Genomic DNA, 21,284 nt, shown 5'->3' with positions numbered 1-21,284 from the left:
GTGCCGCCGCGAGGAGCCGTCACCGTCGGGCGGCCGGGCAGGGGGGCCCGGGCGTTCCATGAGGGCGGCGCAGAGGAAACCGGGCGACGTATGGAGGGACATGTCCGATGGGGAACGAGACACGTGTGCGCTTCCGGATACTCGGGTCCTTCGAATGCTGGGACGGTGAGGAACGCCTGCGCGTGGGCGGGCCCGTGCACGAACGCGTACTCGTCACCCTTCTCCTCGACCCCGGGCGGGTACTGCCGGTTCCGCGCCTCGTCGAGGCCGTCTGGGGGGAGGAGGCGCCCGCGACCGCCGAGCACCAGGTCCGCAAGGCTGTTGCCGATCTGCGCAGGCGCCTGCCCGACGGGCGGAGCGTGATCGTCACCGACGGTCCCGGGTACCGGGCCGTGGTCACGGAGGAGCAGCTCGACCTCAGCCAGTTCAACGAGGGGCTGCGCAGGGCGAGGGAGGCGACGGCCGACGGCCGGACGCGCCGGGCCGCGGAGGCGCTGCGCGCCTCGCTGGCACTGTGGCGCGGCCCCGTGCTCTCGGGAGCCGGCGGAGAGGTGATCGTGGCCGCGTCCGCCGCGGTCGAGGAACGGCGCCTGACCGCCCTGGAGCAGTCCTTCCAACTGCGCCTCGGCTTCGGGGAGAGCGGCGAACTCATCGGCGACCTCCGCGAGTTGATCAGCGCGCATCCGCTCCGGGAGCGGCTCAGGGGCCAGTTGATGCTCGCGCTCTACCGCTCAGGGAGACAGGCGGAGGCGCTGGAGGAGTTCAACAGAGTGCGCGACCTGCTCGTCGAGGAGCTCGGCATCGGTCCGGGCGAGGAGTTGCAGGAGCTCCACCAGGGCGTCCTGCGCAACAGCCCGGAGCTGGCGGCGCCCGCGCCGGCCGAGGAGCCGCCGGGCCCCGCACCGCTCGTCGTCGACGAGACGCGCACCACGCTCCCCTACGACCTGCCCGACTTCGCCGGCCGCAACGAGGAGTTGGGCCGCATCCTGGGGTTCGTCGACGAGCCGACCGGTTCCGGGCCGCTCATCGTGATGGTCGACGGGATGGGTGGGAGCGGGAAAACCTCGCTGGCCGTGCGCGCAGCGCACCAGCTCGCGGGGCGCTACAACGACGCGCAACTCTATTTGGATTTACGCGGGTTCGCTCCCGGCGAGCAACCGCTCTCGGCGTTCGCCGCCACCGAGGCGCTGCTGCGCATGCTCGGGGCGCCGGCCGAACGCATCCCCGAGGACCTCGACGGACGCACCGCTCTCTGGCGGCAGACGGCGGCGAGGCACCGGATGCTGCTGCTCCTCGACAACGCCGTGGACGAGGCGCAGGTCCGTCCGCTGCTGACTCCGTCGAGCGACGTCCTCACGCTGATCACCAGCAGGTCCCTCCTCGTCGGCCTCGACGGGGCACACAGCGTGTCGCTCGGCACCATGTCGCCCCAGGACAGCACGGCGCTCGTCGTCGCGGTGCTCGGAGCGGCGCGAGCCGAGGCCGAGCCGGAGGCCGTCGCCGAACTCACCGAGCTCTGCGGTCACTTGCCGCTCGCTCTGCGCATCGCGGCAGCACGGCTCCGCAAGCGTCCGCGGTGGACGGTGCGCTACCTCGTCGACCGGCTGCGCGACGACACGCACCGGCTCGCCGAGCTCAACGCCGGCGAGCGCAGCGTCGAGGTGACGCTGCGGCTCTCGTACGAGGGACTGGAGGCCGAACACCGCAAAGCCTTCCGCCTGTTGGGGCAGTACCCGGGCCCGGAGCTCGACGTCCACACGGCCGCCGCCCTCCTCGATGCGCCGACGAGGGACGCCGAGGACACCCTCGAGTACCTCCTCGACGTGCACCTCATGCAGCAGCACGAACCGGGCCGCTACGCCTTCCACGACCTGGTGCGGAGCTTCGCACTCGGGCTGCTGCGCCCCGCGGAGAGGGACGACGAGGCCGAAGGCGCCGTCGTCCGGCTGCTCGACTACTGCCAGCTCGCCACCGACGCCGCCTGCGACCTGCTCTTCCCCGGGCGGGTGCGGACCGAGAGCCCGCAGCAGGAGGTGCACCGCGAACTGCCCTACCTGCACAGCGCGGTGAGGGCGAGGGAGTGGCTGGAGCGGGAACAGGACGGCCTGCTCGCCGCCGTCGCCCTCGCCTACCGCAGGGGCCTGGACCGGCGGGTGGCGCGGCTCGCCGCGAACATCGTCTTCCAACTGGACCTGCGCGGACGGTTCGACGACTTCCAGGAGCTCGCCGGCACCGCGGTCGACGCCTCCCGGAGGCTGGGCGACCGGCCGCTGCTGCGGTTGAGCCTCTCCAATCTCGCCGTTGCGCACTGGAAGTTGGGGCGGTTCGAGGAAGGGGTGGCCGAGGCCGAGGAGGCGCTGCAACTCGCCGTCGAACTGCGGGACCAGAGAGGCGAGGCGAAGGACACCGGGCTGCTGGGGCTGCTCTTCGCCGCGCTCGGCAGGTTCGACGAGGCCGCGCCGCGCCTGGAGCAGTCGATCGCGCTCAAGCGGGAGTTGGGCGCCGAGCGCGCCGAGGCGGAGTCCCTCACCAACCTCAGTGCGCTGTACGCGCAGCGCGGACGGTTCGCGGACGCCGCCGAGGCGGCCGAGCGGGCCGTCGCGCTCGACCGGCGCATCGGTGCCACCGACAAGGAGGTCGAGGCGCTCACCGACCTTGCCGTCGCCAAGCTGGGGCTCGGCGAGGAGAGGGAAGCGTACCGGGTGCTGGCGCGCGCCCGCGAGCTGGCGAGCGACGCCGTCTCCCCTGCCGAGGGCGCGCTCCTCCTCGCGGTGTCGGCGGACGCGAGCGAGCGGCTGGGCGAAACGGAGGAGGCGGAGCGACGCGCCGGAGCCGCTCTGCACCAGGCGCGGTTGAGCGGGGCGCCGCTGCGCCAGGCCGCGGTCGCCAACACCCTCGGCCGCCTCCAGCGCCGACGCGGCGGGCACGCACGCGCACTGGAGCTGCACCGACAGGCGCACCGCCATGCCTCCGAGTCCGGCTACCGCGTGGAGGAGGCCCACGCACTCCACGGGATCGCCGCCGCGCTGCGGGGGCTCGGCGACGACCAGGAGGCGGAGAGGTACCGCATGCGCGCCGAGGAGGCGTTCGAGGCGATGGGGGTGCCTCAGGAGTGCCGCGGGTGAGCGGGGCCTGGGGCGCTCGTCGGTAACTCACGGTCGCGGCCGTGGGATCGGGGGCACGGTGACGGCGTGCGGGCGCTGCTCGAGGGGACGCTCCTGCCGTGCGGGAACTTCTCGGGCGCGGACGCTTCGGCACGGGTGTCCCTCGGGCGGGGCTCCTCGGCGCGGACGCTCCGGTCGGCGCCTCCGTACGGTGCGGCTCGCACCGGTTCGCCGGCGGTGGACCGATGCCCGAGGACGGACAGGAATCGGCGGGCGACCGGCACTTGAAGGCTGACGCGACGAGGCGGCGCCACCGGTGTCCTACCGATGGCGCCGCCTGTGCCTGTTGGGCGTGTGCCTTGCGCTCCCGACTGCCTCACACCGCGGCCACGTTCGGGCCTTCCCCCTCGGCAGATGCGAAGTTGGGGCCCTCACCCGCGGCCGGGACGGGAGCGACGTTCGGGCCTTCCCCCGACGCCGCATCGGGACCCTCGTCTTCCACCGCGGCGGCGTTGGGGCCCTCGCCCACCAGCGCTGCCGAGTTCGGGCCCTCACCCTCCAACACGGCGACGTTCGGTCCTTCGCCACCCGACACGGCGAGGTTGGGGCCCTCACCGCCCACAGCGGCGACGTTGGGCCCCTCACCGTCGAACACGGCCATGTTCGGCCCCTCACCCGACGCCGAGTTCGGACCCTCCCCTCCCGACACGGCGTAGTTCGGCCCTTCACCGTCCAGCACCGTCACGTTCGGCCCCTCACCCGACGCCGAGTTCGGACCCTCCCCTCCCAACACGGCGTAGTTCGGCCCTTCACCGTCCAGCACCGTCACGTTCGGCCCCTCACCCGCGAGCGAGTCGAGCCCCGCGCCGAGCACCGTCGCGTGCGACGGAGTGCCGGGCCAGGTCGGCTGCGCCGCGGCGAGCGGGGTGGCGAGGCCGAGGGTGAGGACGCCGGTCGCGAGAAACCCAGCCAGTGTGGCCGACTTGCTGCTCATAGTCCCTGCCTTAGGTGAGGTGGCGCGGTGCTGACGAGAAAAAGGTCGCGCGCCGCGCTCCCCTGCCGTTCCGCTTCCGCTACCCCTCGCCGCCACCGAAACGGGAACCAGGCGGGAAGGTACGGTGCGGGCCGCGCACCACGGCGCGCCCACCGCCTGCCGGTGGGCGCCCGGACTCCGCCACGCGCGCCCGGAAGAGCCTCCGTACCGCCGTCACCAGGTGCGCCGCCTCGCCGGGCGAGTCCGCCGCGACGACGACGTAGCCGGGCCACCGGTCGGTGCCGTCCTCCCCCTCCGGCACCCGGTCGCCGGGAAGGTACGGGAACGAGAGCTCGCACACGCCCGGCAGCGCGGCGATCTCCTCGATCCCCTCCACGGACAGCAGCCACCCGGCCGGCGGCCGCAGCGGCGCCGCCAACGCATGGCGCCCCGCGACGGGTTGACGGAGGGAGCCGCCCGCGAGCAGCCCGAAGAACTCGGCGTCGCGGTCGAGCCCCGTCGCCGGTGCGAGGAGCCCGGCCACGGGGCCCGACGCCCGGCGTGCGCTCGCGCCGACGACGCGCGGCCCGTCCGCGGTGAGGGCGACGACGGTGTACGCGGGGCCGCACTCGTACCCGGCGAGGTCGAGCAGCCCCGTGACGGCCGCCCGGGTCTGCGCCTCCTCCTCCCGCCCGAGCGGGGCCGGCAGCAGGTGGCCGCTGACCGAGGCGCAGGCGTGGTGGAGCGAGGCGACGCCCAGCACATGGTGCATCCCGTCGACGGTCACCGTCTCGACGCCCAAGCGCGGCCCGTCGAGGGCCTCTTCGACGAAGTAGACGCCCCCGCCCTCCGGTCCGGCCCGCGGGCTCCGCTCGACGTGGCGCACGGTGGCGCGTGGGCCCATCTCCCTGACGGCCGCGCCCAGTTCGTCGTCGGTGTCCGCCAGCGCGTAGGCGACGTACCCGCCGCTCCCGCGGTTCAGGAGCCGGCGCCGCTCGATCGGGTCGCCGAGGAGGCGGGCCGACGCGGCGGGGTTCGCCGACAGCGACAACGCCTCCGCCGTCTCCAGCACGGCCGGGAGTTCGCCGGCCGACCCGAACGCCACGAGACCGGCGATCCGCTGTGTGCGCGTCGTCGCGGAGACGAGCGCGCGCACCGCTTCCGGGTCGCGGAGGTCGGCGCGGAGGAGGGGGCCGCCGGGGCCCGACTCCGGTCCGTACGGCGGCTCTTCCCGCTCCGGGCCGACGAGCACCAGGACTTCGAAGCCGGCCGCGGCGGCGGCCCTGACCGCCGCCCACTCGGGCTCGACAAGGAGCAGCGCACCCAGGTGCCGACGGTCACGGCCCCGGGCACCGCAGTCAGCGGTTGGTGAGTTCACGGCCGTGCTCCGGCTCGCCCGCGGGCGTCCCCGCTGCCGTCCGCTCGGCCTCCACCTCCCCGGAGGCTGCCGCGTCGGCAAGCTCTCCTCCCTTCCCCCAGTACCCGGGTTCCACATCCCTGACGATGACGGTCACCGCCTCGCCCGGACAGCCGGCGACGCGCGCGACGGTGCTCGTGACCTCCGAGACGAGCCGGGCACGCCGGCTGCGGTCGTTCCCCTTCCACCAGTCCACGGTGACGACAGGCATGACGATCTCCTTCCACGTGGCCCCACGCGCCGCGAGCGCCGCGCGTGAGGCTGCCGGCCGGAGGCGGACTGCTCCGACCCGTCGAGCGTGCACAGCGGCGTTCCCTTCCGCCTCCCGTTCTCTTCCCGTCCCCGTGGTTCCGCTCGGCACCGCGGTGCACGGCACGGGGGAACGGGGCGGGAAGCGATCGGGAAGCGGTGGCGGGAGTGTCTGCGGTGTCGGGAGCCGGTGCAGCAGCGCCGGCCGCGGTAGACGACAGCCCCGGAGTGCCCATGAATGCCTCGCTCACCTCACGGCGGAAGACCCTTCCGCCGCCAAGGCGCCGCGGCGCCGCCCCCGTACACGCCTCCCGCACGGGTCCCGAACACCCGGGCATGCTGCGGACGATGGGCGAGGACCTGCACGTGGTGGTCGAACGCGACCCCTCCGTACGGGGGCGCCTGGAGGCGTCGCTGCACCCCGCACTCACCGCGTTATGGAGCCACCGGGTCGCCCACCGGCTCCACACGCGGGGGATGCGGCTGACCGCGAAGCTGCTCGCGCGGTGGGCGCGGAAGGTCACAGCGGTGGAGATCCACCCGGGGGCCGAGCTGGGCCGCCGCGTCTTCATCGACCACGGGGCCGCCGTGGTGATCGGCGAGACCTGCCGCGTCGGCGACGACGTGACCCTCTACCACCAGGTGACGCTCGGCGCCGTCGGTTGGTGGAGCGACAACGCCCGTCCGCCGGGCGCCCGCCGCCACCCCGTGGTGGGTCGCGGCGTCGTGCTCGGCGCCAACGCGACGGTGCTCGGGCCCGTGACCGTGGGCGACGGCGCGGTCATCGGCGCGCAGGCCCTCGTCAACAAGGACGTCCCCGCCGGCTCGCGCGTGCTGGCGCCAACCGCCGTCGTCAAGGAGCCGGGCAGGCGGCCCGAGTTGCTCACCGACGTCTACGCCGACATCGCCTCGGCCGGCTCCTGGTAGCCCGCGCCGCCCATCTCCGCCCCACCAACGTGAGGACCCCTCCCATGGAGACCATCAGCCCCCCGCAGGAGACCCGCCGCCTTCCCGCCGTCGCCGAGAGCGTCGAGGAACTGGTCGGCTCGACGCCGCTGCTGCGGCTCCGCCTTCCGGCGACCGCACCCGGCGCCGAGGTGCTCGCGAAGCTGGAGTCGGCCAACCCCATGTCGAGCAGCAAGGACCGGGCGGCGCTGCGGATGATCCGCGGCGCCGAGGACCGGGGCCAACTCCTGCCCGGCAGCGGCACGATCGTGGAGGCGACGTCCGGCAACACCGGTATCTCGCTCGCGGCGTTCGCGGCCTCGCGCGGCTACCGGTGCGTCATCGTGCTGCCCGACAACGCCACCACCGAGCGCGTACGGCTCCTGCGGGCTTTCGGCGCCGAGGTGGTGCAGACCCCGAGCGAGCAGGGCTACCCGGGCGCGATCGAGAAGGCGGAGGAGATCCACGCCGCCACCCCGGGGTCCTGGTTCCCCTGCCAGCACGAGAACCAGGACAACGTCCGCGCGCACTACGAGACGACGGGTCCCGAGATCGACGCGGCGCTGCGCACCACCGGGCGCCGGCTCGCCACGCTCGTCTGCGGCGTCGGCACCGGCGGGACGCTCACCGGCATCGCACGGTACTTCAAGGAGACCGACCCGGACGTGCACGTGGTCGCCGTCGAGCCGGAGAACTCCCCCGTCCTCTCCCGCGGTTACGCGGGACGGCACCGTATCCCCGGTCTCACCGGCGGGTTCGTCGCGGAGACCACCGACGTCTCGCTCATCGACGAGGTGCGCACCGTCTCCGACGCGGACGCGCTCGCAGCCGCCCGCGAACTCGCCCGCGGGCAGGGCCTGTTCGCCGGGGTCTCCTCGGGTGCCGCGGCGCACGTCAGCGCGGCGCTCGCCGCGGAGGACCGGCACGCGGGGCGGACCGTCGTCACGGTCCTGCCCGACACCGGCGAGCGCTACCTGAGCATGTGGGACGAGTGAGCCGTCCGAAGGCCGCAGCGCCCCACCGAGAGAGGACGTGAGAGACCATGACCCTGGCCGCGCTCCACGCGTTCGACGACGCGCGCACGGTCCGTATCGGGGAGACGACGACCACGCGGTTCATCGCCCCCGCCGGAGCGACCGACGGCCGCCTCGGCATCTTCCACCACAGCATGCTCCCCGGCGCCTCCGGAGCGGCGCCCCACTACCACACGCGCATCGCCGAGTCGTTCTACGTGCTGCGCGGCGAGGTGGCGCTCCACGACGGGAGCGGCTGGCGGACGGCGCACGCAGGCGACTTCCTCCACGTGCCCGAGCGGGCCGTGCACGGATTCCGCAACGACAGCGGCGCACTCGCGGAGATGCTCATCATCTTCACCCCCGCCGAGCACCGCGAGGGCTTCTTCGAGGGGCTCTCCCGCCTGCTCGCCGACGGCAACAGGCCGAGCAGGGAGGAGATGGTCGCGCTGATGGAGGAGTTCGACCAGTACGAGGTCGATCCCGACGCAGCACCGCACCACCACACCCACGCGCACCACCACGACCACACATCACCGGGAGAGTGACCATGAACACCGCTAGCTGGGGACGGTTCCTGCTGCTCGCCGCCTTGTGGGGATGCAGTTTCGCCTTCATCAAGGTCTCGCTCGACGCGTTCGAGCCGCTCCAACTCGCCACGGGGCGGCTCCTCGTGGGCGCCCTCGTCGTCGCCGCGATCGTCGCGCTCAAGCGCATCCCGCTGCCGGCGCGGCCGGTGTGGGGACACATCGTCGTCGCCTCCGTCTTCGGCAACGCCGTCCCCTTCACCCTCTTCGCCGTCGGCGAGCAGCACACGACCGCCAGCGTCGCCGGGGTGATCCAGGGCGCAACCCCCTTGGTGACGCTGGGGATCGCGGCCCTCGCCATCCCGGAGGAGAAGCCGACGTCGCGGAAGGTCATCGGGCTCGCCGCCGGGTTCGTCGGCCTCGTCGTCATCGTCGGGCCGTGGGCCGCCGGCGGGCTGGGCTCCGTCGGCGGGCAGTTGGCGTGCATCGGGGCCGCCGCGAGCTACGCGGTGAGCTTCGTCTACGTCCGGCGCTTCATCGCGCCGCACAAGATCCCCGCGCTCGCCGTCACCGCGGGGCAGCTCACCTCGGGAACCGTGATCACCGCGGTCGTCACGACGTTCGTCTCCGGCTGGACCCTCGCCGGCGACCTCGCGGTCAAGCCCGTGCTCGCCCTGGTGCTGCTCGGCGCCGCGTCGACCGGCCTCGCCTTCGTACTGCTCAACCGGCTCATCGCGGACGCCGGTCCGACCACGGCCTCCGGGGTCAACTACCTGGTCCCCGTCTTCTCGGTGATCGTCGGGGCCGTGGCGCTGGGCGAGTCCGTGGGGTGGAACGTCCCCGTGGGAGGCGCCGTGGTGATCCTGGCGCTCGGCTTCGCCGAAGGCCGGCTGCGGCCGCGCGCCGACCGGCCGCAGCGCACGCCCGCCGCGGCACCCGTCGAGCGCGTCCCCCAGGACGCCGGGCGCTGAGGCGACCTCGCACCGACCGGGCCGGGGCCCGGTCCGACACCCCCAGGGTGCTCGGACCGGGCCCCGGCCCGTCGCGTGAGCCCCGCGGAGGCGTTCCCGTCCCTCCTCCCCCGCGTTCCTCCGCGCAGGGACCGGTGAGGGAGGGCACCGGGAAGGCGCCCGCCGATGCTGGCGGAGCCAGAGCGCATCCAGGTCCAAGGAGTGAGTAGCCCCCATGCAGACCTCCACGTACCTCGGCGGCGGCAGGATCATCCCGTCCTCCGAGCTGCTTTTCGAACCCGTCGAGTCGGGACGCACCCTCGTCGCCACCCCCGTCAGCCCCGCCGCCGGCGCGACGCACGTGACGCTGCACGTCGTACGCGTCGCCGCCGGCGAGACGTTCACCCCCGACGCGAGCACCGAGGAGGAGAACACCGCGGTCGTCTTCGACGGTTCGGGCACGGCCCGCGTGGGCGGCGAGACCCGCGCCGTGCAGCGCGCCGACTCCGTGCACGCACCGACCGGGCTCCCCCTCAGCCTCTCCGCCGGCGCCGGCGGGCTCGTCGCCTACGTGTGGCGCGCCCCGCTGGAACCGACCCGCGCCGCGGGGACGCGGCCGCTGCTCTTCTCCTCGCTGTGGGACGAGACGACGCGCCTCCAGGGGTTCGGCGGCACCGGGCAGGTCAGCGCGGCCGAGGACCGCGCCACCATGAACTTCGTCTTCTGGCCCGGCACCGGGAGCGCCCAACTCTGCCTGCACTGCGGCATCCAGCAGCCGGGCCAGACCTTCAACGTCCACCTCCACCCCGAGAGCGACGAGGCGTTCCTCGCTTTCGAGGGGCACGGCCAGATGTACCTGCGCGACCGCTGGATCGACGTCTCCGCCGGCGACGTCCTCTACGCGGCCCCCGGCGTGCTCCACGGCGCCCGCAACCCGCACACGGGACCCGCCGCCGCGCGCTTCGTCACCTGCGGCGGTCCCAGCCCCTTCGACCCGGCGCTGTACTCCGCCGCCGGCGTCTCCTCCGAGCTCAGGTGAGAGTGATGTGCCGCATCTACGGAACCTTCAACACCCGCACCGGCGACCGCGAACTGCGCACCGCCGCAGCGCTGCTGCACCACGGCGGCCCGGACGCCCGCTCGTTCGTCCGCGGAGCCGACTGGGCACTCGGCAACAACCGTCTGTCGATCATGGACCCGCAGGGCGGTGCCCAGCCCTATCACCACGACGGGGTCGTCGTCGTGTTCAACGGTGAGCTCTACAACCACGACGAGCTCCGCGCACGCCTGCGCGGACGCGGCTTCCGCTTCGAGGACCGCTGCGACGGGTCCATCCTCCCGGCGCTCTACCTCACCTACGGCGACTCCTTCGCCGAGCACCTCGACGGCATGTTCGCGGTCGCCGTGATCGACCTGCGCGCCGAGCCGCGGCTCGTCCTCGCCACCGACCCGGCCGGCATGAAGTCCCTCTACTACTCCTGGGATTCGCGTACCGGGGTCCTCCACTTCGCCTCCGAGATACCTGCGCTGCTGAGCTTCCCCGACGTCCGCGCCCGCGAGGACGAGCTCGGGCTCGACGCCTACCTGACGTCGAAGACCCCGTTCGGCGAACGCACCATGTTCGAGGGGATCGACGTGCTGCCGCCCGCGGCCACCGCCACCGCCTCGCGCACGGACGGGCTGCGCATCAGCGAGCGCCCCCTCGGATACGAGAGTGCCGAAGGCGCGGCCCCCGGGCGTTCGCTGGAGGAGGCGGGCGGAGAGCTGCGCGCCGCGCTGGAGACGGAGGTCTCCCGGCTCCTCACCGCGGACGTGCCCGTGGCGGCCATCACCTCGGGCGGGCTCGACTCCAGCCTCGTCACCGCCCTCGCCGCACGCGCGGCACGCGGCGCCCTCCACACCTTCAACATCGCCTACACCGGCCGCTGGCCCGGCGACGAACGCGCCTACGCAGCCCGCGTCGCCGAGTCCGTCGGCACCACGCACCACCAGGTGGAGATCGACCCGGCCTCCTTCCCCGAGCTCCTCTCCGACGTCGTCTGGCACCTCGGCCAGCCCAACGCCGACCCGATCACGCTCAGCACCTTCTCGCTCTTCCGCGCCGTCCGCGACGCCGGCTTCAAGGTGGCGCTCACGGGCGACGCCGCCGACGAACTCTTCGCCGGCTACGCGCGCATGAGCCAGGCGCTCGCGGCCCCCGAGGGCGCCGACTGGTCGGGCGCCTACCTCGACCACCTCGCCGCCGTACCCCGCGCGCTCCGCGCCCGCCTCTACACCGACGACTACGCGGCGACCGTCCGCGCGCGCCCCGCCCTGCCGCCGGAACTGCACGCCGCCCTGGAGCACGGCAACGGGAGCCGCCTCACCCGCATCTGCGAAGCCGAGCAGCGGTACCGGCTGCCCGCCTACCATCTGCGCCGCGTCGACCACCTCTCGATGGCGTCCTCGGTCGAGGCCCGCATCCCCTTCTGCCAGCCCGCGATCGTCCGCTTCGCCGCGGGGCTGCCCGACGCGCACCGCCTCACCTCGGCAGGCGTCAAACGCGCGCTCTACGCGGCGGCCGGCGGCCTCGTCCCCGACGCCGTCCTCGACCGCCCCAAGCAGCCGTTCACGCTCCCCGTCACCGCCATGCTCGCGCCGGGGCAGCGCCTCTGGGAAATGGCGCGGGACGTGCTCTCGCCCGTATCGCTCCGCGCCGACGGGCGGTTGCGCGGCGACACCGTGGAGGCGCTCTTCACCGAGCAGGCCGAACGCCCCTCGGACACCGCCTCGCTCGCACTGTGGTCCCTCATGGGCCACCAGCTCTGGCGACGTCAGTTCTTCGACGCCGCCACCCGGTTCGACACCGCGGTACAGGCACCGCACGCGCTGGAAGGAGCAGCGGCATGAACGCACCGACGGCACCGGCCGTCCCCCTCTCGACCGCGCTGGCGAGGGCGCACGGCGCCCCCTGCCCCACGGCGGTCCTCGACGCCCGGGAGCTCCCCGAGTCGCAGACGGGCCAGCTCGGCGCACTCACCGCGCTGCGGGGCGAGTTGGCGGCGCGCGGCACCGACGGCGTTCTGAAGAACGCGCTCGTGCGCCCGTCCCGCCATCCGCTCTTCGATCTCGACTACCGCTTCGTGCAGTCCCTCCCCGGGAGCGACGACGCCTTCGACGTCCGCGGCTCCTGCGGCCACTCGATCCTCGCCGCCGTGGAGGCGGCCGCGCGCACCGGGATGATCCAGCCGCTCGTGCCGGGGTGCCGTGTGCGGGTGAACGTCCTCAACAACGGCGACAACGTCGTCTGCGAGGTCGAGGAAACCTCGACGGGCGGCACCCGCTTCACCGCGCACTTCCTCTGCTCCCCGCCGCGCCCGCTCGGCGACCTGCTGCTCGCGGGCGAGCCGCGGACCCGAATCCCTTTCGGCGGGGGCTCGTTGGAGGTCTCGCTCGTCTCCATGGGCAACCCCTACGTCCTGGTCTCCGCCGCCGACCTGGGAGCGGGAAGCGTCGACGGTCTCTTCGCCGACGACCCGGCGCTCTTCGCGCGGATGCTCCAGGTACGCCGCACCGTCTGCGAGGCGCAGGGCTGGGACCCGCACGGGGCGTTCCCCAAGATCGCGGCGCTCCTGCCGGACGGGCCGCAGCGCCTCGCCGTGCGGGCGGTCTCCGTGCCCTCCTGGCACCCGACCGTCGCCCTGACCGGTGCGGTCTGCCTCGGCTCGGCGGCGGAGATCACCGACAGCGTCCCGTGGCGGCTGCTCGCCGAGGCGGGCAGGGGCGAGGGGCTGCTGACGCTCCGTACGACCGACGGCGAGGTACGCGTCGCCGCCTCCACCTCGGGCGCGCCCGCGGACCGGCACCTCGCCTGGGTCTCCGTCGCGCGGAAGCAGGTCGACTACGCCGGACTGCTCCGCGAGCGCACCCCCGACTCCCCCGCGTCCCCGCACACTTCGGCCTCCGAGGAGACACCATGGCTGCCCTTGACGGTCTGACCGCCGCCCGCCCTTCCACCCGACCCGCCCTCGCCCCCTCCGACCGCGAGCGGCTCGCCGACTGCGCCGAGGCGGCGTACCGCAGCGGCCTCCCCGACGTCGAGGCCCTCGCCGTACTCCGCGAGACCGGGCTCCTCGGCGCCGCCGTGCCCGCCGAGTACGGCGGCGCGGGCGCCGACGCCGCGGAGCTCAACTCCCTTGTCGCAGACGTCGCGTACGCCAACGCCTCGGCGGCGATCATGCTCTTCCAGCACTACGCCGTGAGCGCCCGCGTCGTCGAGCACGGCAGCGCGGAACAACGCGGCGAGCTGCTCCCCCGGCTCGCCTCCGGCACCTGGCTCGCCGCCTCCGCCTGGAGCGAGACCGGCGCGGGGGCCGACAAGAAGAAGCTCTCCACCACGGCGAGCCGCACCCGCGACGGCTGGCTGCTCGACGGCGCGAAGTCCTTCACGACCAGCGCGGGCCTCGCCGACGTCTACCTCGTCCTCGCGCAGAGCACCTCGCCGGACGGCGCCTCCTCCGACTCCTCCGACGCCTCCTACGGCGCCGCAGGGCAGACGTTCTTCCTCGTCCCCGGCGACAACCCCGGCCTGCTGCCCGACACTTCGATGCGACTGAGCGGCATGCGCGGCTCCGCGACCGGCTTCGTCTCGGTGCGCGACTGCCACGTCCCGGACTCGGCACGGCTCGGCGCCGAGGGCGTCGCCGCCCGGATCATCGCCGGCGTCCGGGAGAGCGGCGCCTCCCTCGGCGCGGTCGCCGTCGGCGTGGCCCAGGCCGCGCTCGACGCGGCGCACCGGCACGCCGAGCGCCGCGGCCTCCTCGGGCACCAGGCGGTCAGGCACCGCCTGGTCGACCTCGCCACCCGCGTCGAGGCGGCGCGCGCGAGCGTCGAACGTGCGGGCCGGCGCAGCGCCGCGGACCCGGGGACGGCGACTCTCCACAGCAAGCTCTTCGCCTCGACGACGGGCGAATCGGTCGTCGCCGACGTGGAGCGCATGCTCGGCTCGGCCGGCTACGTCGAGACGCACCCGATCAACCGCTACGCCCACGACGTGCGCGCCGTGGCTCTGATGGGACCGACCAACGACCTCTGCAAGGAACTGGTGAGTCTGCCATGGATGCGCTGACACCGGACGGCACCCGCAGCGGAGCCGACGCCGACCTGGTCGTCGAGGGCGGACGACTCGTCACCCCCGACGGGGTGCGCGACGGCGCCGTCGTCGTGCGCAACGGCCGCGTGGACGCGCTGCCCGACGCCGGGGCCCCGCTCCCGGCCGGGCCGCGCCTCGACGCGGCGGGGCGGTACGTCCTCCCCGGGCTCATCGACTCGCACGTCCACTTCCGCACCCCGGGCCTGGAGTACAAGGAGACCTGGGAGCACGGCAGCGCGGCCGCCCTCGCCGGGGGCGTGACCACCGTCGTCGACATGCCCAACACCCGCCCGCCGTCGCTCGATCCGCGCTCGGTGCGCGCCAAGGCGGCGCTGATCGCCGGCCGTTCACGGGTCGACCACCGGTTCCACATCGGCGCCGACCCCGACCGCCCGCACCTCCTCGCCGACCTCGCCCCCGACATCGCCACCTCGGCGAAGATCTTCATGGCGGGGCACCACACGGCGCCTGTGGTCTTCCGCGACGAGGAGCAGCTCGACGCGGCCTTCGCGGCGGCCGCACGCGGCGGGGTACGGCTCGTGCTGCACGCCGAGGACCAGCACGTCTTCGACCTGCTCGACACCCGGCAGCCGGACCCGGCGTCCTACCGCGAGTACGAGGCCCACCGTCCGCGCTCCGGCGGGATCGTGGCCGTGGCGCGGGTGGTGCAGCTCGTGCGCACCCACGGCACCCGCACCCACGTCCTGCACGTCTCCTCGGCCGAGGAAGCCGACCTGCTCACCGCGGCCGCCGGCGAGGGACTCCCCGTCACCTTCGAAGTCACGGGCCACCACCTGTCGTTCACGGACGCCGACACCGCACGCCGCGGCCCCCGCACCCGCCTTTCACCCGCGATCCGCAGCTCGCGCGACCAGGAGCGGCTCTGGCAGGCCGTGTTGGAAGGAGAGGCCGCGACGCTCGGCAGCGACCACGCGCCGCACACCGTCGAGGAGAAGAACCGCCCCCCGGCGCAGGCGCCGCCCGGCCTCCCCGGGGTGCAGGAACTGGCGACGGCCGTGTGGACCGGGATGCTCTCGCGCGGCACCCCGCCCGACGCCGCGGCGGCGCACCTCGCACGCCTGATGGGCGAAGGCCCCGCCCGCCTCTTCGACCTGCCGGGCAAGGGGCGCCTCGTCCCGGGGGCCGACGCCGACCTGGCGCTCCTCGACCCGGACACGCGCTGGCAGTTCTCCGCGGCGCACGTCGCCTCCCGCTGCGGCTGGTCCGCGTACGAGGGGTGGCTCTTCACCGGCCGGTTCACCACCGTGCTCGCCTCGGGGCGCGTGGTGTGGGACGTGCGGACGGGGGTCTCGGGGCACCCCGCCGGACGCTGGCTCGCCTCGGCCGCGACGGCTCCCGACGAGCAGACGGAGGTAGCACGATGAGTACGGCCCTGCTGAGCACCCGCCCCGCGGCTGCGCCCGAGATTCGCCAACCGTCCGTACCCGCCGAGGAGTTCCGAGCGGCTATGGCCGCCGTCGCCTCCCCCGTCACCGTGGTCACCTGCTACGACGAGGCCGGTATGCCGCGGGGCCTGACCGCGAGCGCCGTCTCCTCGCTCTCGCTCGACCCGCCGCTCTTCCTCGTCTGCCTCGACCGGCGCTCCGGCACCCACGCAGCGCTGACGGCGGCGCCGTCGTTCTGCGTCAACCTGACGGGGCCGCGGAACGAGGCGCTGGCAGGCCGGTTCGCCGGCCCCGCGGAGAAGCGGTTCCTCGGGGTGCCCCTCGTCCCCTCGCCGGACGCGGACCGCCCGACGGCGCCGGCGCTCGCCGAGGCCGAACTGCGGCTGCACTGCGTGCGTTACGACACGGTGGAGGGCGGCGACCACACCATTCTCATCGGCCGCATCACCGAGATCACCGGCACGCCCCACACGGCGGGCGGCCTCCTGTGGCACCGCCGCGGCTTCGCCCACGCCGCGCCGGCTCCGCGCTGACGGCGGCTGCACCGGGCGGCTCCCCTCGCGGGGGCCCGCCCGGAGCAGCCCGCCGCCGCGGCTACGCGCCTCCGGAGCCGACGGCCGACTCCCGCTCCGCGCCCGTCGGTCGGGCGTCGCCTTCGTCGGACGGGAGCCGGGCGGCGAGCCGCGCGTACAGCCGGTCGGTGGAGAAGGCCACGGCGGGGACGACGAGGAAGAACGCGACCAGCATCCCGAGCAGCAGCGCCGTGGAGAGCTGCGCCAGGTACCCCACGTAGAGGTTGCCGGTGACGGCCTCGGCCGCGTGCCACAGCGGTACGGTCGCCAGGTCCGTCGGCCTGTCCGTGACACTCAGAACGAGGACCGCGACGGTGACGGCGAGCGCCATGTTGAGCGTGGCCCGCACGGGACCGCGCCGGACGAGCCGGAACGAGCGGCGCACGGCTTCGCGTGCGGTGCGCGCGTCGCCCCGGGCCACGGCGACGGGCGCGAACGAGAGGCAGACCAACGACACGGCGAAGACGACGGCGATCAGACCGAGGGTGAAGTCCTGCAGATGCTCCGGGCGTTGCCCGCCCCAGGACGTCGCAAGCGGGAGAAGGACGGCGCCGAGCCCCGCAGGGGCGCACCAGACGAGGAGCTGCACCCGGAAGGCCGCGCCGACGGGCCGGACCGCCTCCCGCCACGTCGGCCGCGCGGAGAGCGACCGCACGCAGCAGTTCCACATCACCCCCAGCAGCGCGCAGGCGAGGACCACCGAGATCGGCAGCGTGACGTTCCCCACGACCTCCATGCGGTTCGCGGGCTCGTCGATGTAGCCGACCGCCGGATCTTCGTAGGCGCGCACTCTCCGGTGCGTCGCCATCACCTCGACGAGGGCGGGCCAGCCGGCGACGAAGACGCCCACGACGACGGCGAGCCCGGTGACGGCGGCCCCTCCCGTCGGCACCAGCGCCGCCGCGTACAACCGGCGCACCGTGCGCGCCCTTTCGCCGACCGTCACGTAACTCTCCTCGTCGCACACGTCGTCGGAGCCGCGGTTCGGCTCCTCCCACAGGTCACGGACGCCACACGGGCACCGCGCGGTTCACCCGGGATGCCTGCGTCCGCCCTCGCACGGGTCGGAGTCGGTCCTGCGGGCGGTCGAGTTGCGGTCGAGTTGCCCCGGCGGGGCGCAGACGGCGGGGCGCACCGGCTCCGCCGCGTAAGGTGCGGTGGTCGCGCAAGCCTCTTCCGACGGAGCCCCGCCATGAGCACGTTCACGCCTCCCGCGCCGCCCGCCTACGCGGGAGCGGGCCCGAGGGTGAAGGCGGCGAAGGTCGCCACCGAGCTCCTCGCACCTGCGCACCTCGTCGTCGCGTTGCTCCTCCTCGTCGGCTGGCACAGCACCCGCAGCTTCGCGGGGGTCGGGTGGGGCCTTCTCGCCGGGGCCTTCTGCGGCGCCGTCCCGCTCGCCCTCGTGCAACTCGGCGTGCGGCGGGGCCGGTTGAGCGACAGGCATGTCCGTGTCCGGCGGCAGCGCCTGGTGCCGTTCGGCGCGAGCCTGCTCTCCGTCGCGGGCGGCGTCGTCCTGCTCCTTGCGCTGGATGCGCCCCGTGACGTGTCGGCGCTCGTCGTCGCGATGCTCGGCGGGCTCGCGTCCGTCCTCGTGGTGACCGTGTGGTGGCAGATCTCGGCGCACAACGCCGTCGCCGGCGGCACCGTGACGATCCTCCTGCTCGTCTTCGGCCTCCCCGCCCTGCCGAGCGTGCTGCTCGTGCTGGTGAGCGGCTGGTCCCGGCGCGTCCTCAAGGCGCACACCTGGGCTCAACTCGTCTACGGCACCGCCCTCGGCGCCGTCGCGGCCGCGCTGTTCGCCGTGGCGCGCTGAGGTGTTCAGGCGGACTCGAGGTGGCGGGCGTCGCCGAGTCCTACGACCTGCCGGTTGTGGAAGTAGCCGTCCTCGTGGAGCGTGGTGATGCTGCCGGAGGGCGCGCGGAAGGCGGCGCGGCCCACCGTCTCCAGCGGCATCCCGATCCAGTGCGCCACGACGAACGTCAGCGAACCGCCGTGCGTGACGACGACCTGCTGCGCGCACGGGAGTCGCACGATCGCGTCCATCGCCGCGTAGACGCGCCGTGCCCACGCCGCCTTGGTCTCCGAGCCCTCGACTCCCTCGTCGTGGTCGAGCCGCTCCCCCGCCTCGGGCGGCGGGACGAACCGCCGGTCGAGCCACTCCTGCGGCCTGCCTTCCGCCTCCCCGTAGGACTTCTCCCGCAGCCTGCGGTCGAGGACGGGCGGCACGCCGAGCGCCGCGGCGATCTCCTCGGCCGTCTGCCGGGTGCGCCGCAAGTCCGAGGAGAAGAGTTGCACTTCGGCGCCGTCCGGTATGCGTGCTCGCAGCGCCTTCGCGGCGGAGGCCGCCGCGCGGAGGCCGGCGTCGGTCAACTCCGAGTCGTGCCAGCCGCCGACGACGCGCTCGACGTGGTGCGTCGCCTCGGGGTGCGTGACGACGTGGACGGTGCGCATGGACGGCTCTCCTCTACTGTGTCGCGCCCTCTCGCGGAAGGGTACGCGGCGGACGGGCGCGGTCGCGCCGCCCACCGCGCGGGGTACTCGTCTGTGCCGTCGTCGCAGGTCGGACAGGCATGACCCACGAGTTCCCGGGCAGGTCCCCTCTCGCACATTGACAACTGGGAGACCGAGAAATGAAGAAGGCACCGACAGCAGCAGTGGCGTTCACCCTCTCCGTGGCCGCGGTCGCGGGGGCGGTCGGATTCACCGCCGGAGCATCGAGCGCGGAGGCCGACAAGCGCCCCAAGCCCGTCGTGCAGGACGAGTTCGACCCGTTGGGCCCGGCGATGCACCAGATGGAGAACGCGGGCCGCACCGTGCACTACAGCGACACGGGCGACAACGGCCGCACGTACGGCGACCCGGTGGTCTTCATGGGCGGTACGGGAACGACGGCGCGCGCGTCGGGCATGACCGAGTTCCTCCGCACCACCCGCGAGGACCTCGGCCAGCGCATCGTCTCCATCGAGCGCAACGGCTTCGGCGACACGGAGTTCGACGCGGGGCTCGACTTCGACGACTACACCTCCGACGTCGAGGCCGTCCTCGACGAACTGGGCATCCGCAGGGCGTCCGTCGTCGCCATCTCCGGCGGCGGCCCGTACGCGGCGCACTTCGCCGAGGCCGCGCCGCAGCGGATCTCGTCACTCCACCTGGCGGCCGCGGCGCCGCCGTACGGCGAGAAGCCGTCGTACTGCGGCAAGAGCGACGCGGAGCTGAAGGAGTACTTCGGCGAGCAGATCCGCGATCCCCGCTCGTGGTGGGGTTTCGACGACGACAGCCCCATGCACCGCATCCCCGGCTTCACCGACACGGCCGAGGAGGACGGCGGACGCTCCTACTACCTGCAGGGGCAGAAGGGCGACCCGTCGGCGCAGGTGCACGAGCAGAAGCTGTACTGCGAGCGCCCCGGCCCCGACATGTCGCGGCTGAAGGCGCCGGCCTACGTCTACACCGGGCTCAAGGACACCACCGTCACGCCCGAAGCACAGGCACGCTGGAGCAAGGCGCTGCCGAAGAAGCCTGTCGTGCGCGAGTACGACGACAGCGGGCACGACGTGCAGTACCGCCACTGGGACCAGATCCTCCTGGACCTGGCCGGCTACGCCGACCGCACCCCGGTGTGCACGGGCGGCAAGACCCGGGTGCTGAAGGAGGCGGCCGCCGAGCGCGCCCTCGACAGGGGCGCCACAGCGGGCAGTTGCGCCTGGCGCGGGGAGGACTCCGCGAAGTAGGCCGAGCTACGGCGCCGGGGTGCAGACCCCGGCGCCGGGCCGCGGCGTCCCGCTGCACGCCGCGGCCCGGACGCCTGCGGCTGGGCCGTCCGCCCTGACTCCCGGGCGGGGCAGGTCGCTTGGGCTTCCTGCCCTCCTCCTCTTGGGGGACGGTCTCGCCCGCGGCGGCCGCTCCTCGTCGGCGAGATCCACCGGTTCGGGCACGCTCCGGGTACGCGGGAGAAGGCGTCCGGCCTCCTTCTTCCCGCAACCGACCGAGGTGAGGCGGACAGCGAGCCCCTCCACCGTGCCGAGCAGCATGCGAGCCTCCACGTCGGAAGCCTGCGCGACCAAGCCGCCGGAGAGCTGCTACAGCACTCGCGAAACCCTCACCGTGCCGACGAGGGGAGTCCAACTGGCCGTTCTTCCAGCGGCGTCGGCGCCTGCGGCCCACCCTCCGAACGCCGACCGACGGCACCGCGTACCCGGCCCGTTCACTCCATGACCATGTGCACCACCGCAGCGACCCCGATCACCACGATCACGATCCGCAGCGCCAGCGGCGGCAGCTTGCGACCGATTTTGGCCCCGAGGAGACCGCCGCAGGTGGAGCTGACCGCGAGCAGGCCGACGACCGGCCAACTCACCGGCGCCACCACGGCGTAGACGGCGCCTGCGACGAGGTTCACCACGGCGCTCAACCCGTTCTTCACCGCGTTGAGCCGCTGCACCGTGTCAGGCATCAGCAGGCCCATGACGCCGACGAGCATGATCCCCTGGGCCGCGGTGAAGTAGCCGCCGTAGATGCCGATCAGGAAGATGAGGAAGAACAGCAGCGGTCCCGGCTTCGCGTCGGCGTTCCGGGTGCCGAGCCACTTCGTCAGCAGCGGCTGCACCGCGACGAGCGCGACGGAGAGGCCGACGAGCCAGGGCACCACGGTCTCGAAGGCGTCGTGCGGGAGCGTCAGCAGCAGTGCGGAGCCGCCGAGGGCGCCGAAGAACGAGGCGACCGCGAGGCTGCGCAGACTGCCGCTGCGCTCCCCGAGTTCGTGGCGGTAGCCCCACGCGCCGGCGATGGTGCCGGGGACGAGGCCGATCGCGTTGGAGGTCGTCGCCGTCACCGGTGGGTAGCCGAGGGCGACGAGCACGGGGAAGGTCACCAATGTCCCCGAGCCGACGACCGTGTTGATGGTCCCGGCCCACAGACCGGCGAACGAGATCACGAGAACTTCCCACCACTCCATGGGGGGAACCCTAAGCAGCCTGCTCCGCGCGCCGTTGACCGGA

General features: G+C 73.8%; 19 protein-coding genes. 13 read left to right on the top strand and 6 right to left on the bottom strand.

Annotation, left to right across the window (positions count from 1 at the left end):
• The first annotated feature begins 107 nt into the window (after positions 1 to 107).
• Entirely contained in the window at positions 108 to 3,125 is a 3,018-nt protein-coding gene (locus F603_RS0102590) for an AfsR/SARP family transcriptional regulator (RefSeq protein WP_019544455.1), read from the top strand.
• Between the two features lie 355 nt (positions 3,126 to 3,480).
• On the opposite strand, the gene F603_RS35490 is transcribed toward F603_RS0102590, so the two are convergent.
• The 3 genes from F603_RS35490 to F603_RS0102575 form a co-directional block, all read right to left on the bottom strand.
• A complete protein-coding gene (locus F603_RS35490; RefSeq protein ID WP_019544454.1) occupies positions 3,481 to 4,098 on the bottom strand; it encodes a hypothetical protein in 618 nt (205 codons plus the stop codon).
• Positions 4,099 to 4,177: 79 nt separating this feature from the next.
• Positions 4,178 to 5,455, bottom strand: coding sequence for an ATP-grasp domain-containing protein (locus F603_RS0102580; protein WP_019544453.1), 1,278 nt, complete (start codon positions 5,453 to 5,455; stop codon positions 4,178 to 4,180).
• The gene (locus F603_RS0102575) at positions 5,436 to 5,705 is read right to left on the bottom strand and encodes a tautomerase family protein (RefSeq protein WP_019544452.1); all 270 of its coding nucleotides are present in this window, start codon (positions 5,703 to 5,705) and stop codon (positions 5,436 to 5,438) included. The genes F603_RS0102580 and F603_RS0102575 overlap by 20 nt, the downstream gene beginning before the upstream one ends.
• Before the next feature lie 374 nt (positions 5,706 to 6,079).
• Between F603_RS0102575 and epsC the strand changes: the two genes are divergently transcribed.
• The 10 genes from epsC (at position 6,080) to F603_RS0102525 (ending at position 16,248) form a co-directional block, all read left to right on the top strand.
• Positions 6,080 to 6,670: a serine O-acetyltransferase EpsC gene (gene epsC, locus F603_RS36185; protein WP_019544451.1), complete on the top strand. Its 591-nt coding sequence runs from the start codon at positions 6,080 to 6,082 to the stop codon at positions 6,668 to 6,670.
• A 44-nt stretch (positions 6,671 to 6,714) separates the two neighbouring features.
• On the top strand, positions 6,715 to 7,683 hold the full coding sequence (locus F603_RS0102565; protein WP_019544450.1) for a PLP-dependent cysteine synthase family protein: 969 nt from the start codon (positions 6,715 to 6,717) through the stop codon (positions 7,681 to 7,683).
• A gap of 47 nt (positions 7,684 to 7,730) precedes the next feature.
• On the top strand, positions 7,731 to 8,249 hold the full coding sequence (locus F603_RS0102560; protein WP_019544449.1) for a cupin domain-containing protein: 519 nt from the start codon (positions 7,731 to 7,733) through the stop codon (positions 8,247 to 8,249).
• 2 nt (positions 8,250 to 8,251) lie between these two features.
• Positions 8,252 to 9,199 carry a DMT family transporter gene (locus tag F603_RS0102555; protein ID WP_019544448.1) on the top strand — a complete coding sequence of 316 codons (948 nt, stop codon included), beginning with the start codon at positions 8,252 to 8,254 and terminating at the stop codon, positions 9,197 to 9,199.
• A 214-nt stretch (positions 9,200 to 9,413) separates the two neighbouring features.
• Positions 9,414 to 10,217, top strand: a complete 804-nt coding sequence (locus F603_RS0102550; protein WP_019544447.1) for a cupin domain-containing protein — start codon at positions 9,414 to 9,416, stop codon at positions 10,215 to 10,217.
• Between the two features lie 5 nt (positions 10,218 to 10,222).
• On the top strand, positions 10,223 to 12,067 hold the full coding sequence (asnB, locus tag F603_RS0102545; protein ID WP_019544446.1) for an asparagine synthase (glutamine-hydrolyzing): 1,845 nt from the start codon (positions 10,223 to 10,225) through the stop codon (positions 12,065 to 12,067).
• Entirely contained in the window at positions 12,064 to 13,155 is a 1,092-nt protein-coding gene (locus tag F603_RS0102540) for a PrpF domain-containing protein (RefSeq protein WP_019544445.1), read from the top strand. The genes asnB and F603_RS0102540 overlap by 4 nt, the downstream gene beginning before the upstream one ends.
• The gene (locus tag F603_RS0102535) at positions 13,134 to 14,285 is read left to right on the top strand and encodes an acyl-CoA dehydrogenase family protein (RefSeq protein ID WP_019544444.1); all 1,152 of its coding nucleotides are present in this window, start codon (positions 13,134 to 13,136) and stop codon (positions 14,283 to 14,285) included. The genes F603_RS0102540 and F603_RS0102535 overlap by 22 nt, the downstream gene beginning before the upstream one ends.
• Entirely contained in the window at positions 14,273 to 15,694 is a 1,422-nt protein-coding gene (locus F603_RS0102530; RefSeq protein WP_019544443.1) for a dihydroorotase, read from the top strand. Before F603_RS0102535 ends, F603_RS0102530 begins: the two co-directional genes overlap by 13 nt.
• The gene (locus F603_RS0102525; RefSeq protein WP_026328076.1) at positions 15,691 to 16,248 is read left to right on the top strand and encodes a flavin reductase family protein; all 558 of its coding nucleotides are present in this window, start codon (positions 15,691 to 15,693) and stop codon (positions 16,246 to 16,248) included. The genes F603_RS0102530 and F603_RS0102525 overlap by 4 nt, the downstream gene beginning before the upstream one ends.
• Before the next feature lie 61 nt (positions 16,249 to 16,309).
• On the opposite strand, the gene F603_RS0102520 is transcribed toward F603_RS0102525, so the two are convergent.
• Positions 16,310 to 17,233: a hypothetical protein gene (locus tag F603_RS0102520; RefSeq protein WP_106431227.1), complete on the bottom strand. Its 924-nt coding sequence runs from the start codon at positions 17,231 to 17,233 to the stop codon at positions 16,310 to 16,312.
• A 246-nt stretch (positions 17,234 to 17,479) separates the two neighbouring features.
• On the opposite strand from F603_RS0102520, the gene F603_RS0102515 reads away from it, so the two are divergent.
• The gene (locus F603_RS0102515; protein ID WP_019544440.1) at positions 17,480 to 18,100 is read left to right on the top strand and encodes a hypothetical protein; all 621 of its coding nucleotides are present in this window, start codon (positions 17,480 to 17,482) and stop codon (positions 18,098 to 18,100) included.
• A gap of 5 nt (positions 18,101 to 18,105) precedes the next feature.
• On the opposite strand, the gene F603_RS0102510 is transcribed toward F603_RS0102515, so the two are convergent.
• A complete protein-coding gene (locus tag F603_RS0102510; protein ID WP_019544439.1) occupies positions 18,106 to 18,738 on the bottom strand; it encodes a histidine phosphatase family protein in 633 nt (210 codons plus the stop codon).
• A gap of 179 nt (positions 18,739 to 18,917) precedes the next feature.
• Between F603_RS0102510 and F603_RS0102505 the strand changes: the two genes are divergently transcribed.
• On the top strand, positions 18,918 to 20,018 hold the full coding sequence (locus F603_RS0102505; protein ID WP_019544438.1) for an alpha/beta fold hydrolase: 1,101 nt from the start codon (positions 18,918 to 18,920) through the stop codon (positions 20,016 to 20,018).
• Between the two features lie 473 nt (positions 20,019 to 20,491).
• Here the strand turns inward: F603_RS0102505 and F603_RS0102500 are convergent, their stop codons facing one another.
• Positions 20,492 to 21,241 carry a sulfite exporter TauE/SafE family protein gene (locus tag F603_RS0102500; protein WP_019544437.1) on the bottom strand — a complete coding sequence of 250 codons (750 nt, stop codon included), beginning with the start codon at positions 21,239 to 21,241 and terminating at the stop codon, positions 20,492 to 20,494.
• Between the last annotated feature and the right edge of the window lie 43 nt (positions 21,242 to 21,284).

This window comes from Streptomyces sulphureus DSM 40104 (assembly GCF_000381025.1).
GTDB lineage: Bacteria > Actinomycetota > Actinomycetes > Streptomycetales > Streptomycetaceae > Streptomyces > Streptomyces sulphureus.
The sequence above is the reverse complement of the archived record's forward strand: the minus strand, read 5'-3'. Positions and strand labels throughout refer to the sequence as shown.